Below are 13633 nucleotides of genomic sequence, written 5' to 3'. Positions count from 1 at the left end.
ATATGCCTGCTGCACAAGGAAATGTTCATCATGACCAATCCATATCGGGACATCTTCAAGGCGCCTGGCAGTTTCGCCTTCTCCGCCTCCGGCCTGATCGCACGCCTGCCCGTTTCGATGATCACGCTCGGCATCGTCACCATGCTTTCGCAGACCCACGGCACCTATTGGCTGGCCGGAGCCGTTTCGGCCGCCTTTGCCCTGTCCAATGCCTTGATCGCCCCGCAAATCTCGCGCCTGATCGACCGCTACGGACAGCGCCGCGTTCTTCCGCCCGTTACGGTCATCACGGTGTTTGCACTGACGGCGCTGATGCTGTCGGCGCGCTACGGCGCATCGAGCTGGATGCTGTTTCTGTTCGCCATATCGGCCGGCTTCATGCCCAGCATATCCGCCATGGTGCGGGCACGCTGGACCGCGATCTATCGCGACACGCCAAAACTTCACACCGCCTTTGCGCTGGAATCAGTTGTTGATGAAATTGTCTACATGGTCGGGCCGATCGTCTCGATCGGACTGAGCGTTGCGCTCTTTCCGGAAGCCGGTCCGCTGGCGGCAACGCTGTTCCTAACCGTCGGCACGCTGCTGTTCGTTGCCCAGAGATCGACGGAACCACCTGTTCATGCGCAGGACAGAAGCAGGGGAACATCGGTCATTCGCCTGCGCCCGCTGCAGTGGATCGTGCTGACGTTGGTAGCCATAGGCGCCATTTTCGGCACCGCCGAGGTGACGGCCATCGCCTTTGCGGGGGAACAGGGCCAGAAGGCGGCGGCCAGCGTCGTTCTGGCCAGCTATGCCGCCGGATCGCTGATCATCGGCCTTGTCTTTGGCACGCTCAAGTTCAGGCGGCCGCTGGCAACACAGTTCCTTTATGCCATCGCGCTGGCCATGCTGACGACTCTGCCCCTGCTTTTCGTGACCAGTATCCCGATTCTTGCGGTGATCCTGTTCCTGGCCGGTGCTGCCGTGTCACCCACCATCATCATCTCCATGGGGCTGATCGAGCGCCTCGTGCCGCCGTCCAAACTCACCGAGGGCATCACATGGGCAATGACGGGTATCGGCATCGGAATGGCGTTGGGCTCATCCCTGTCCGGACTGGTGATCGACGCCTACGGCGCCCGGTCCGGGTTCTGCGTCTCCATCGGTGCCGGACTGGCCGCCCTCATGGTCGCCGTGATGGTGTACCGCAACGCCCGGATGTCGGACCCCGCACCACTGGAAACGGCCGTTTCAGCGCAGTGCTGAAACGGCGGCTGCACATCCGGCACCAGTTTGTGTAACCGGCAGCTTACTGCAGGATTTCCTTGACGATACCGCTGGCCTTGGTGAAGTCCATCTGGCCGGCGTATTTTTCCTTCAGCGCATTCATGCACTTGCCCATGTCGCGCAGTCCGCCCGCGCCGATTTCCTCGATGACCTGCGAGCAGGCCTGGCGGATATCCTCGTCGCCCAGCTGCTTGGGCAGGAAACCCCGGATGATCTCGATCTCGCTGCGCTCCTGCTCGGCAAGTTCAAGCCGGTTGCCGTCCTCGTACAGCTTGGCGGATTCCTCGCGCTGCTTGATCATCTTGGCCAGAATCGCGCTGATCTCGTCGCCCGTGACCGGGTCCTTGCCCGATCCGCGATTGAGAATATCCCGATCCTGAATGGCGGCCATGATCAGGCGCAGCGTGGAGACGCGGCGCTTGTCCTGTGCCTTGATGGCGGTTGTCAGTGCCCCGGCGATGGTATCGCGCATGGCTTTACTCTCCTGTTGTCCGCGCAGCCTACCGGCGGGTCCGAACGAAATCAATCATCGCGGCGGACCGGTTCGACACCGATTTCCACGAAGAGTTGTCGTGTCGCAATTGACCGGAAGCGCGGTTTTCTCTATGGTCCGTGACCTAGCCAGACATTTTGGGTTGTTGCAGCGGTGGTAAGGTCAATCGACCACCGCGTTCAGCCATGTCATATGGAATATCGAACGGCATTTTTCAATGCCCAATGAAGAACGACGACGCAAGCCCACGCAGGAGTGCCGCATGACCGCCCCGATAACGACAGACGCAGGTGCAAAGACCGCAGCCTGGACAGAATTCAAGCCGACAGCGGTGCTGGTTCTGGCCGATGGAACGGTGATCGAGGGCAAGGGACTGGGCGCGACCGGCGCCTGCGAGGCGGAAGTCTGCTTCAACACCGCGCTGACCGGCTACGAGGAAATCCTCACCGACCCCTCCTATGCCGGCCAGATCGTCACCTTCACCTTCCCCCATATCGGCAATGTCGGCACCAACCGGGAAGACATCGAAGACCTGACCCCGGCCAACCGCGCCGGTGCCGTCGGCGCCATCTTCAAGGCCGACATCACGGCACCCTCGAGCTACCGCGCCGCCGAACATCTCGACGATTGGCTGAAGGCGCGCGGCGTGATCGCGCTTGCCGGCGTCGATACCCGTGCGCTCACCGCCCTCATCCGCGAAAAGGGCATGCCCAATGGCGTCATCGCCCACGATCCCGCCGGGAATTTCGACATCCCTGCCCTGACCAAACGCGCTGCGGCCTGGCACGGCCTGCTCGACCTCGATCTGGCCAAGGACGTCACATCAGGCCAAAGCTCGGTCTGGACCGAGAAGCCATGGGTGTGGAACGAGGGTTTTGACGAGCAGACCGCGCCGGAATTCCACGTGGTTGCCATCGATTACGGCATCAAGCGCAATATCCTGCGCCTCATCGCCGGGCTTGGTGCCAAAGTCACCATCGTCCCAGCAACGGCGACGGCGGAAGACGTGCTTGCCCACAAACCCGACGGCATTTTCCTGTCAAACGGCCCCGGCGATCCCGCTGCCACAGGCAAATATGCGGTTCCGGCCATCCAGGACCTGATCAAGACCGACATTCCCGTCTTCGGCATCTGCCTCGGTCACCAGATGCTGGCGCTGGCGCTCGGCGGTGACACCAAGAAGATGCATCAGGGCCATCACGGCGCCAATCATCCGGTGCGCGACGACACCACCGGCAAAGTCGAGATCGTTTCGATGAACCACGGCTTTGCCGTCGATGCGGATTCACTGCCCGATGGCGTGGAAGAAACCCACGTGTCGCTGTTCGACGGCAGCAATTGCGGTCTGCGCGTCACCGGCAAGTCGATCTTCTCGGTACAGCATCATCCGGAGGCATCGCCCGGCCCGCAGGACTCGCACTACCTGTTCCGCCGCTTCGCCAATCTGATCCGCGCCCGTCAGGGACTTGCGCCGCTGCCCGAGCGCGATCAGGCTGCCTGATCAGGCCACATCCCGGCCGGTACTGGCTTTCAGGATGGCAAACCACTGCTGGCGCTCGAGCGTGATATCGAGCGCCGCCACCATTTTCGCCAGGCGCTCCCGCTTCAGGCTGCCGAGCACGGGAACCAGCCGCGCCGGATGGCGCAGCAGCCAGGCAATGGCAATCGCCGAGATATCGTCAACACCAAGCTCACCCCCCACTGCCTGCAACGCGGCACGCACGCGCTGCTCCTGCTCGCCCGTGCCGGTAAACAGGCTGCCGCCGCCGAGCGGCGACCAGATCATCGGCGCATAGCGCAGGCGTTGGGCGTGATCAAGGCTGCCATCGGTGAGCGGCGCCGTGGCGGTCACCGACATCTCGATCTGGTTGGTCACAATGGGAAACGGCAGGCGCGATGCCAGCAGATCGATCTGCGGCGGCGTGAAATTCGACACGCCGATGGCGCGCACCTTTCCGGCCTTCACAACCGCCTGCAATCCCGCCGCCGTGTCATCCGCATCCATCAGCGGATCGGGGCGGTGCAGCAGCAGCACATCGATATAATCGGTCCTGAGGTTCTGCAGCGAACGGTCGACGGACGCCTTGATATGTGCCGCGCTGGTATCGTAGTGCTTCACCCGGTTTTCCGGGCGCTGGTCCGATGTCAGCATGATATCGCATTTGGTGATCAGCTCGATCGACTGGCGCTTGCCGCTCCAGCCGGCAAGACCGGCGCCGAACGCCGCCTCGACACCATAATTGCCGTAGATATCGGCGTGGTCGAAACTGGTCAGGCCAAGCGCAATCGCCTCATCGATCAGGCGCACCACCTCGGCCGGCGCCGGCTTTGCGCCCTGGTCGAGCAGCCGCCAGGCGCCCAGCACCAGCCGGGACAGCGACAGACCTTCGGAATTGAGCGGGATACGTTTTTGGGCGGACATGGAAAACCTCGTTTCGGCGGGTGGGACCCGTTGCATAGCGCAAAGGGAAAGCCAATCAAATAGCTGCCGCCTGTTCCAGCGGCTCATGCGCGGCAATGCCAGGTTTTTCCACCCGCAGGACAAAGACGGCGACGGCGATCACCACGAAGAGCCCGCCGAGCACATAGGGGGCGCCGCCGAAGGCGACCGATGCCGCCGGCGCGGTGAACATCGCAAAGATCTGGGTAAAAATCAGCGGGCCGATCACATTGGTGATGCTGAACAGACTGGTCATCGCGCCCTGCAATTCGCCCTGCTCCGACGGCGGAACCTTGGCGGCGGCGATGCTGCGCATGGCTGGATCCGCCAGGCTTTCCAGGCAGGTCGCGACGATGACCGCATAGACCATCCAGCCCTGCCACGCCGCGGCATAGCCGAAGAAACCGAGCGCCGTGAAAACCAGCCCGATCACTGCCGTGCGCCACTCGCCGAAGCGGGCGACGACGCGCGGCAGGATGAAACCCATGACCAGCGCGCCGCCCATGCCGAACACGCCGAGCGACAGGCCGATATCCCGCTGGTTCCAGTCATAGCGATAGGCGCTGACGAACGACCAAACCGAGGGATAGGCCATGTGGCCAAGGGTGAGCATGAAGAAGACGAGACCGATCCACAGAATTCCCCGGTGGCCGCGCATCTGTTTGAGAGCGCCGAGCGGATTGGCGCGCTTCCAGTCGAACGTCCGGCGGTTCTTCGTTTCAAGCGTTTCCGGCAGGAAGAAATAGGCCACGAGAAAATTCAGGAAGGCGATCAGCGCCGCACCGAAGAACGGCACGCGCGGACCGAACTCGCCGAGCAGGCCGCCGATGATCGGACCGAGGATAAAGCCGACGCCGAAGGCAATGCCGAGAAGGCCGAAATTCTTGGCGCGGTTCTCGTCCGTGCTGACATCGGCGATATAGGCGGAGGCGGTGGAAAAGCTCGCGCCGCTGATGCCCGCCAGCACGCGGCCGATGAACAGCATACCGAAACTCGTTGCGAGCGCGCAGATCAGATTGTCGATGGCAAAGGTGAACACCGAGGCAAGCAGCACCGGACGGCGGCCGAAACGGTCGCTCAGATTGCCGATCAGCGGGGCAAAAACGAACTGCATGGCGGCATAGACGAACAGCAGCCAGCCACCATCTATCGCCGCGTGACTGACATCCGATCCCGTCAGCTGTTCGAGATAAGCCGGCATGACCGGCACGATGATCGCGATGCCGATGACATCCATAAGGAGCATGACAAAGACAAGAGTCAGCCCGCGCTTGGCAAGGACAGGATCAATCATCGAAACTCACTTTTGGCGTTCCGGAACGAAATTGATCCGGAAAATGCTCATAATCGATTTCCACGAGCGAAACAATACGTGAACATGATCAGAAAATCGGGGAAAATGCTTGCCGATTATGCTCTGGAAACAATATCTCCTGACATATGCTGCCACATCCCTACCTGGCATAACGGGTCGGCAGGGCGGTGGTTGCCTTCAGCGTCTCCATGGAAACCGAAGCGGATATGTCGAAAAACTCGACCTTTTCCACCAGCGCCTTGTAGATGCCGTCATAGGCTTCGACGCGCGGGAGAACGAGCTTGAGAATATAGTCGAAGGTGCCGGTCATCCGGTGCACTTCGACGATTTCAGGGATATCGATGATCGCGGCGCGGAACTGCTCCAGCCAGTCGGCGGAATGGCGCGCGGTGCGGACAATGACGAACATCGTCGTCGGCAGCCCCATCACCGGCCGGTCGAGCAGAACGACGCGGCGGGCGATATAGCCCTCTTCCTCCAGACGCTGGATGCGGCGGGAACAGGCGGAGACGGACAGGCTGACCCGGTCAGCCAGATCCGACACGGCGATGGACGAATCTGCTTGCAGCAAATCCAGGATTTTCCGGTCACGATGGTCGAGCATATCCATTCCCACGCAATATTTCGGCGTTTCAGCCGGAATATACGCCAATCTTTTGCAGGGAGACAGGTTTATTCCGCAAACTTTGCGAACCGTTCGCGCGGCATCTGAATTATTATTCCCGCAATGACTTCAATGGGAGAATGAGAATGCGCACGATTGGGCTGATTGGCGGTATGAGCTGGGAAAGCACGGCCGTCTATTACCGGCAGATCAATGAAGCCGTCCGCGCCCGGCTGGGCGGCCTTGCCTCCGCCAAGGTGGCCTTGCAGTCGCTGGATTTCTCCGAAGTCGTCGCCCTGCAGAAAAGCAACCGCTGGGACGATGCCGCGGCGCTTTTGTCGGATGCGGCCAAGCGGCTTGAAGCGGCCGGCGCCGACTGCGTTCTCATCTGCACCAACACCATGCATCTCGTTGCCAACGAGGTTGCAGGTTCCGTCAGCATTCCGCTGATCGACATCCGGCAGGAAACCGGCCGGGTGCTAGCCGCCGCCGGCATGCAACGTCCGCTGCTGCTGGCGACGCGCTACACCATGGAACACGGGTTTTATGCCGACTATATGCGCGATGCATTCGGCATCGAGGTTATGGTTCCCAATGAAATCGACCGGGCAAAAGTCCACGCGGTGATCTTTGACGAACTCTGCTGCGGCATCGTGAAGGAAGAGTCCCGCCAGGCGCTGGAAAAGATCATCGTGCGCGGCAAGGAAGCCGGAGCCGACTGCGTCATTCTCGGCTGCACCGAAATCTGCCTCTCCCTCACCGATGACAATGTCGCCCTGCCGGTGTTCGATTCGACCACGATCCATTCCGAGGCCGCCGTATCGCTGGCGCTGGGACGGGATTTCACGGATCAGCGGACCGCCGTTTAGCCTCTTGTGATTTCAGGCTTGCAGGTGCGTGGTTCGACAAGCTCACCATGAGGGAAGTGGGTTGGCTGCATGCCAATCGCGAACGTAGCGGAATAAGGCTCCCTGCAACTCTCAACCTCCCTCATGGTGAGCTTGTCGAACCACGCACAATTTGTCGTGCAGCGCGCGTCTTATCAGATCGCGCCGCTGAACGTGTCGCAGCTGTCGAGCTTGCCGCTGTCGAAGCCGCGCTTGAACCATGAGCTGCGCTGGGCAGAGGTGCCGTGGTTGAAGCTTTCGGGAACCACATAGCCCTGCATCTTGCGCTGCAGGGTGTCATCGCCGATCTGCTTGGCGGCATTCAGCGCTTCCTCCAGGTCGCCCGCTTCCAGAATACCCTTCTGCTGGGTGAAATGCCCCCAGATACCGGCAAAGCAATCCGCCTGCAGTTCGACCCGCACGGACATGGCATTGGCGTCGGCCTCGCTCATGTTCTGGCGCATCTGGTTGAACTTCGGCAGGACGCCGATCAGGTTCTGCACGTGGTGACCCACTTCATGGGCAAGCACATAGGCCTGGGCAAAGTCGCCCGACGCGCCGAACTTCTTGTCCAGCTCGTTGTAAAAATTCAGATCGATATAGACCTTGCGGTCGCCCGGACAATAGAACGGTCCGGTGGCCGCACTGGCGGAACCGCAGGCCGAACGGGTCTGTCCATTAAACAGCACCAGAGTGGGCGGCGGATACTGCTTGCCCTCCGCCTGGAAAATGCCGCTCCAGACATCCTCGGTCTCGGCCAGAACCGTCTTGACGAACTGCGTCATCTGGTCATTGGCCTGCGCCGTCGGGCGCGAGGCGGGCGACTGGCTCTGGCTTTGTCCCGGCGACGATTGATCCATCATGCCGCCATCCACCAGAATCTGCATCGGATCGATATTGGTGCAGAATTTCAGGAACAGGAAAATGGCCGCAAGGACAAGGATACCGGATATGCCGCCGCCGCGCACGGACTGTATGCCGCCGCCGCTGGGAAAGCGGAAGCCGCCGCCATTGCCCATGCCGCCGGGAGTGCCGCCATCGTCACCATCGGTGCGGCGGTCCTCAACATTGTCACTTTGCCTACCGCCTTGCCAGCGCATTACCCACCTCCAGATGAACCCTCGGCCATGCCGCTGATATGTTGCACATCAACAGTATAGCTCCTTATTTGTTCCATGCACGATGCTATTTTCAACTGGTGGCTGCAATGGATTCCCAATCAATTTTCATGACTGAATAATGCAGGGTGATCCGCCTGTTTCAGACCCGGATAGACATAAAGCACCGCCTCATGCCCGATCTCCACGAAACTGCGGCGAAAAAGCATGGATTTGCGCGTTTTTGGGGTTACGTAATCCGATCGCTTTGCCTATAAGGCAGCCTTAGCCTCGCATTAGGAATTTTGTGTCTGCCCGTACGGTCAAGTCCGTGCGGTTTTTTGTGCAGCACGCTGTTGATAGGAAGAAGCCATGCCAAAACGCACCGACATCAAATCTATTCTGATCATCGGCGCAGGACCGATCATCATCGGTCAGGCATGTGAGTTCGATTATTCCGGCACGCAGGCCTGCAAGGCCCTGAAGGAGGAAGGCTACCGCGTCATCCTCGTCAATTCCAACCCGGCCACCATCATGACCGATCCGGAACTGGCCGATGCCACCTACATCGAGCCGATCACCCCGGAAGTCGTCGCCAAGATCATCGCCAAGGAGCGTCCGGACGCCCTGCTGCCGACCATGGGCGGCCAGACCGCGCTGAACACCGCCCTGTCGCTGCGCCGCATGGGCGTGCTCGAACGTTACAATGTCGAAATGATCGGCGCCAATGCCGAAGCCATCGACAAGGCGGAGGACCGCGCGCTGTTCCGCGAGGCGATGGCCAAGATCGGCCTGGAAACACCCAAATCCATGCTGGCCAATGCGACCGACGTGAAAAACCTCGACCGCCGCCTGCACAAGGAGCAGCGCGAAGTCGTCAAGGCCAAATATTCCGGCGCCGAACTTGATGCGGCGCTCGACAAGCTGGAAACCGAATGGCAGCTGGGCGAAGGCGACCGCAAGCAGCGCTACGTCTCGCACGCGCTCGGCATGGCCGGTGCGGCGCTCGACCATGTCGGCCTGCCCGCCATCATCCGCCCCTCCTTCACCATGGGCGGCACCGGCGGCGGCATTGCCTATAACCGCACCGAATTCTACGAGATCATCGGCAGCGGTCTCGATGCCTCGCCGACCACCGAAGTGCTGATCGAGGAATCGGTTCTCGGCTGGAAGGAATATGAAATGGAGGTCGTCCGCGACAAGGCGGACAACTGCATCATCATCTGCTCCATCGAGAACATCGATCCGATGGGCGTCCATACCGGCGATTCGATCACCGTTGCCCCGGCCTTGACCCTGACGGACAAGGAATACCAGATCATGCGCAACGCCTCGATTGCGGTGCTGCGCGAGATCGGCGTCGAGACCGGCGGATCGAACGTGCAGTTCGCCGTCAATCCGGAAAACGGCCGCCTGATCGTCATTGAAATGAACCCGCGCGTGTCGCGCTCCTCGGCGCTGGCCTCCAAGGCAACCGGCTTTCCCATCGCCAAGATCGCGGCCAAGCTCGCCGTCGGCTACACGCTGGACGAGTTGGAAAACGACATCACCGGCGGCGCGACCCCGGCCTCGTTCGAACCGTCCATCGACTATGTCGTGACCAAGATCCCGCGCTTTGCCTTCGAGAAATTCCCCGGCGCCGAACCGACGCTGACAACGGCGATGAAATCCGTCGGCGAAGTCATGGCCATCGGCCGCACCTTCAAGGAATCGCTGCAGAAGGCGCTGCGCGGTCTTGAAACCGGTCTCACCGGTCTCGATGAAATCGCCATTCCCGGCCTTGGCGAAGGCAGCGACAACAATGCCATCCGCGCCGCCATCGGCACGCCGACGCCGGACCGCCTGCGCATGGTGGCCCAGGCGCTGCGCCTCGGCCTTTCCGTCGAGGAAGTGCATGAAGGCTGCAAGATCGATCCATGGTTCCTGCAGCAGATGGCGGAAATCATCGCCACGGAAGAGCGCGTGCGCGAGCACGGCCTGCCGCAGGACGCGCAGAACCTGCGCATGCTGAAGGGTATGGGCTTCTCCGATGCCCGTCTCGCCAGCCTGGCCAAGGTCGACCCCAACGAGGTGGTCAAGCTGCGCAAGAAGCTCGACGTGCATCCCGTTTTCAAGCGCATCGATACCTGCGCGGCCGAGTTCGCCTCGCCGACCGCCTATATGTACTCGACCTATGAAGTGCCTTTCGCCGGTGCTCTCGCCTCGGAAGCCCAGGTTTCGGACCGTAAGAAGGTCGTCATCCTCGGCGGTGGCCCCAACCGTATCGGCCAGGGCATCGAGTTCGATTATTGCTGCTGCCATGCGGCGTTCGCCCTGCGCGATGCCGGTTACGAAGCCATCATGATCAACTGCAACCCCGAGACGGTATCGACGGACTATGACACCTCGGACCGGTTGTACTTCGAACCGCTGACCGCCGAAGACGTGCTGGAAATCCTGCGCGCCGAACAGACCGCCGGGACACTGCACGGCGTCATCGTCCAGTTCGGCGGCCAGACACCGCTCAAGCTCGCCGATGCGCTGGAGAAAGCCGGAATCCCAATCCTCGGCACCTCGCCGGATGCCATCGATCTGGCTGAGGATCGCGACCGCTTCCAGAAGCTCTTGATCAAGCTCGACCTGACGCAGCCGAAGAACGGTATCGCCTATTCCGTCGAACAGGCCCGCACCATTGCCGGTGAACTCGGCTTCCCGCTGGTGGTGCGCCCGTCCTATGTCCTGGGCGGCCGCGCCATGCAGATCATCCATGACGAGCGCGCCCTGCAGAGCTATCTGCTCGACACGGTTCCCGAACTCGTGCCGGAAGACATCAAGCAGAAATATCCGAACGACAAGACCGGCCAGATCAACACCCTGCTCGGCAAAAACCCGCTATTGTTCGACCGTTATCTCAGCGAAGCCATCGAAGTCGATGTGGATTGCCTGTGTGACGGCAAGAACACCTGGGTTTGCGGCATCATGGAACATATCGAGGAAGCCGGCATTCACTCGGGCGACAGCGCCTGCTCGCTGCCGGTGCATTCGCTTTCGGCTGACATCGTGGCCCAGCTCGAGGCAGAAACCGCCGCGCTGGCAAAATCCCTCAACGTTGTCGGCCTGATGAACGTGCAGTACGCCATCAAGGACGGCACGATCTATGTGCTTGAAGTCAACCCGCGCGCCTCGCGCACGGTACCCTTCGTTGCCAAGACCATCGGCAAGCCGATCGCCAAGATCGCCGCGCGCATCATGGCGGGCGAAACGCTGGACGAGGCGCTGGCCAATTATGGCGGCAAGCCATCCGGCACCGCGCGCAAGCACATCGCCGTCAAGGAAGCCGTCTTCCCCTTCGCCCGTTTCCCCGGCGTCGACATCCTGCTCGGACCGGAAATGCGCTCGACCGGCGAAGTGATGGGCCTCGACTACGACTATGCGCTGGCCTTTGCCAAGGCGCAGCTCGGCGCCGGTGTCGACCTGCCGCGTGACGGCACCCTGTTCGTCTCGGTGCGCGACGAGGACAAGCAGCGCATTCTTGCGCCGGTCAAGCGGCTGGCGGATCTTGGCTTCAAGGTCCTGGCGACCGGCGGCACGGCGCGTTTCCTCGCGGAAAACGGCGTTGCCGCGCAGAAGATCAACAAGGTCCAGGAAGGCCGTCCGCATGTCGAGGACGCCATCCGCAACCGGCAGGTGCAGCTGGTATTCAACACCACCGACAGCGCCAAGGCGATCTCGGACTCAAAATCGCTGCGCCGCGCCACGCTGATGCAGAAGGTGCCTTACTACACCACCCTGTCGGGTGCCGATGCGGTGGCCGAAGCCATTGCGGCGCTCAAGGCAGGCTCGCTCGAAGTGCGGCCGCTGCAGGATTATTTCTGACAATTGCTCCGGTCGCGGCCCATGCCGTGACCGGATTTTCCCTCGCTCAGTTGGGCGTTCCCTCAGGATCGCCCTTCTGCAGTGCCTGCAGATAATCCTCGAGCCGGTCGAGGCTCTCGTCCCAGAAACGCCGGTAATGGTCGAGCCAGTCCGACACTTCGCGCAACGGCCCGGCTTCCAGGCGGCAGGGGCGCCACTGCGCGGCGCGGCCGCGGGCAATCAGCCCGGCCCGCTCCAGAACCTTCAGATGCTTTGAAACCGCAGGCATGCTCATATCGAACGGCGCCGCCAGTTCGGTGACGGAGGTTTCACCTTCGGCAAGCCGCGCCAGAATGGCGCGCCGCGTCGGATCGGCGAGCGCTGCCAGAATGCCACTGAGACGGTCAGGCGTCATATTTTTTATATTACCATTGGGTTAAATAACTAAATAGTTTAATATTGCAAAGCCCGGGCCTTGTCAAGATTCGGCACGCCGATGGTAACGGCAGCAAAGAGCGGAAACCAGACCCGCCGGAGCTTGGACAAAATGACCTGCATCCGCGATTGACCTCAACTTAAGTTGAGGTTTTATAAGCTTCACTCCGCCCGGAATCCATCCACTCAGGAGCACGCATGTTGACCGATATCGAACGACTTACAGACGCACAGTTTCTCCGGCTGTTTCAGGCAAAACGGTTTCTTGTGACAGGCGCGACGGGCAATGTCGGCCGGCACGTCGTCAATGAACTGCTGGAAAACGGCTATCTCGTGCGGGCGCTCACCCGCGATGCGCAGCGCGCCAATCTGCCTGCCGGCGTCGAGGTGGTCGAGGGCGACCTGACGCGGCCGGAAACATTCGAACGGGCGCTTGCTGGCGTGGCCGGCATGCATCTCATCACCATCGGCGGCGACGATTACACGCCTCTCGACAACGGCGCCGAGATTGTCCAGCTGGCGCGCTGGGAGGGCGTGCAGCGCATCAGCGTGCTCAGCGACGGGCGGGCCGGAAGCGTCGAGGAGGCCGTCAGGGCGAGCGATCTGGAATGGACCATCCTGCAGCCCGTCGATCTCATGTCCAACACGCTTGGCTGGATCAAGAACATCAAGTCGGCCAATATCGTGCGCGAGCCCTATGGCAGCACGGCAAGAACCCTCATCCACGAGGCGGATGTGGCAGCGGTCGCCGCCCGGATTCTCAGCCATGGCGGCCATGCCCGCAAGACCCTCAAGCTGACGGGCTGCGAAGTCCTGACCATACCGGACAAGATCAAGGCGATCAGCGCGGTGACGGGCAAGCCGATCCGCTATGTCGAGGTGAGCGAGGAGCACACGCGGCAATCCATGCGCGAACTCGGCATTGGCGAAGACGTCATCGACTATGTGGTGGCGTGGAACAGCAATCCGCCGCCGGAAGGGCGTGCCGTCACCGGAAGCGTCCAGCAGGTCATCGGCCGCCCGCCCCGCCGCTTCAGCCACTGGGTCAAGGAGCATGCCCCGCTGTTCATGTGAGGCAATGGCAAGGCCGCATGTTATTTGGCGCGTGTGTGGTGCGTGGTTCGACAAGCTCACCATGAGGGAGGTGGTTTGGTGCAAGGCCAATCTGATACGTCGCAGAACTGGTTCCCTGCAATCTGCCCAAGTCCCTCATGGTGAGCTTGTCGAACCACGCAGCACAAATGGCGCAGCAGCAAAGC

11 protein-coding genes are annotated in these 13633 nt (G+C 61.3%); 5 read left to right on the top strand and 6 right to left on the bottom strand.

The window, feature by feature from the left end:
• The first annotated feature begins 30 nt into the window (after nt 1-30).
• Nucleotides 31-1248 (top strand): MFS transporter, encoded by a 1218-nt coding sequence (locus tag J1W56_RS07180; RefSeq protein ID WP_223612635.1) that lies wholly within the window; start codon nt 31-33, stop codon nt 1246-1248.
• Between the two features lie 43 nt (nt 1249-1291).
• Here J1W56_RS07180 and J1W56_RS07175 read toward each other — a convergent pair whose 3' ends face one another.
• Entirely contained in the window at nt 1292-1741 is a 450-nt protein-coding gene (locus J1W56_RS07175; RefSeq protein ID WP_223612634.1) for a GatB/YqeY domain-containing protein, read from the bottom strand.
• A gap of 283 nt (nt 1742-2024) precedes the next feature.
• On the opposite strand from J1W56_RS07175, the gene carA reads away from it, so the two are divergent.
• Complete coding sequence (carA, locus tag J1W56_RS07170) at nt 2025-3263, top strand: glutamine-hydrolyzing carbamoyl-phosphate synthase small subunit (RefSeq protein WP_223612633.1); 1239 nt, start codon at nt 2025-2027, stop codon at nt 3261-3263.
• Here the strand turns inward: carA and J1W56_RS07165 are convergent, their stop codons facing one another.
• The 3 genes from J1W56_RS07165 to J1W56_RS07155 all read right to left on the bottom strand — a co-directional run bounded on the left by J1W56_RS07165 (nt 3264) and on the right by J1W56_RS07155 (nt 6121).
• Nucleotides 3264-4184 carry an aldo/keto reductase gene (locus tag J1W56_RS07165; protein ID WP_223612632.1) on the bottom strand — a complete coding sequence of 307 codons (921 nt, stop codon included), beginning with the start codon at nt 4182-4184 and terminating at the stop codon, nt 3264-3266.
• Nucleotides 4185-4239: 55 nt separating this feature from the next.
• Nucleotides 4240-5496, bottom strand: a complete 1257-nt coding sequence (locus J1W56_RS07160) for a TCR/Tet family MFS transporter (protein WP_223612631.1) — start codon at nt 5494-5496, stop codon at nt 4240-4242.
• Nucleotides 5497-5656: 160 nt separating this feature from the next.
• Complete coding sequence (locus J1W56_RS07155; RefSeq protein WP_223612630.1) at nt 5657-6121, bottom strand: Lrp/AsnC family transcriptional regulator; 465 nt, start codon at nt 6119-6121, stop codon at nt 5657-5659.
• 146 nt (nt 6122-6267) lie between these two features.
• Between J1W56_RS07155 and J1W56_RS07150 the strand changes: the two genes are divergently transcribed.
• Nucleotides 6268-6990 carry an aspartate/glutamate racemase family protein gene (locus J1W56_RS07150; RefSeq protein WP_223612629.1) on the top strand — a complete coding sequence of 241 codons (723 nt, stop codon included), beginning with the start codon at nt 6268-6270 and terminating at the stop codon, nt 6988-6990.
• A 173-nt stretch (nt 6991-7163) separates the two neighbouring features.
• On the opposite strand, the gene ypfJ is transcribed toward J1W56_RS07150, so the two are convergent.
• Nucleotides 7164-8108: a KPN_02809 family neutral zinc metallopeptidase gene (ypfJ, locus tag J1W56_RS07145; RefSeq protein ID WP_223612628.1), complete on the bottom strand. Its 945-nt coding sequence runs from the start codon at nt 8106-8108 to the stop codon at nt 7164-7166.
• A 369-nt stretch (nt 8109-8477) separates the two neighbouring features.
• Here ypfJ and carB point away from each other — a divergent pair, with 369 nt between their 5' ends.
• On the top strand, nt 8478-11960 hold the full coding sequence (gene carB, locus J1W56_RS07140) for a carbamoyl-phosphate synthase large subunit (protein ID WP_223612627.1): 3483 nt from the start codon (nt 8478-8480) through the stop codon (nt 11958-11960).
• Nucleotides 11961-12006: 46 nt separating this feature from the next.
• On the opposite strand, the gene J1W56_RS07135 is transcribed toward carB, so the two are convergent.
• Nucleotides 12007-12354: an ArsR/SmtB family transcription factor gene (locus tag J1W56_RS07135; protein ID WP_223612626.1), complete on the bottom strand. Its 348-nt coding sequence runs from the start codon at nt 12352-12354 to the stop codon at nt 12007-12009.
• Nucleotides 12355-12572: 218 nt separating this feature from the next.
• On the opposite strand from J1W56_RS07135, the gene J1W56_RS07130 reads away from it, so the two are divergent.
• Nucleotides 12573-13448, top strand: coding sequence for an NAD(P)H-binding protein (locus J1W56_RS07130; RefSeq protein WP_223612625.1), 876 nt, complete (start codon nt 12573-12575; stop codon nt 13446-13448).
• The last annotated feature ends 185 nt before the right edge of the window (nt 13449-13633 follow it).

Source organism: Phyllobacterium calauticae (assembly GCF_019991125.1).
In the GTDB taxonomy this organism is placed as follows: Bacteria; Pseudomonadota; Alphaproteobacteria; order Rhizobiales; family Rhizobiaceae; genus Phyllobacterium; species Phyllobacterium calauticae.
The sequence above is the reverse complement of the archived record's forward strand: the minus strand, read 5'-3'. Positions and strand labels throughout refer to the sequence as shown.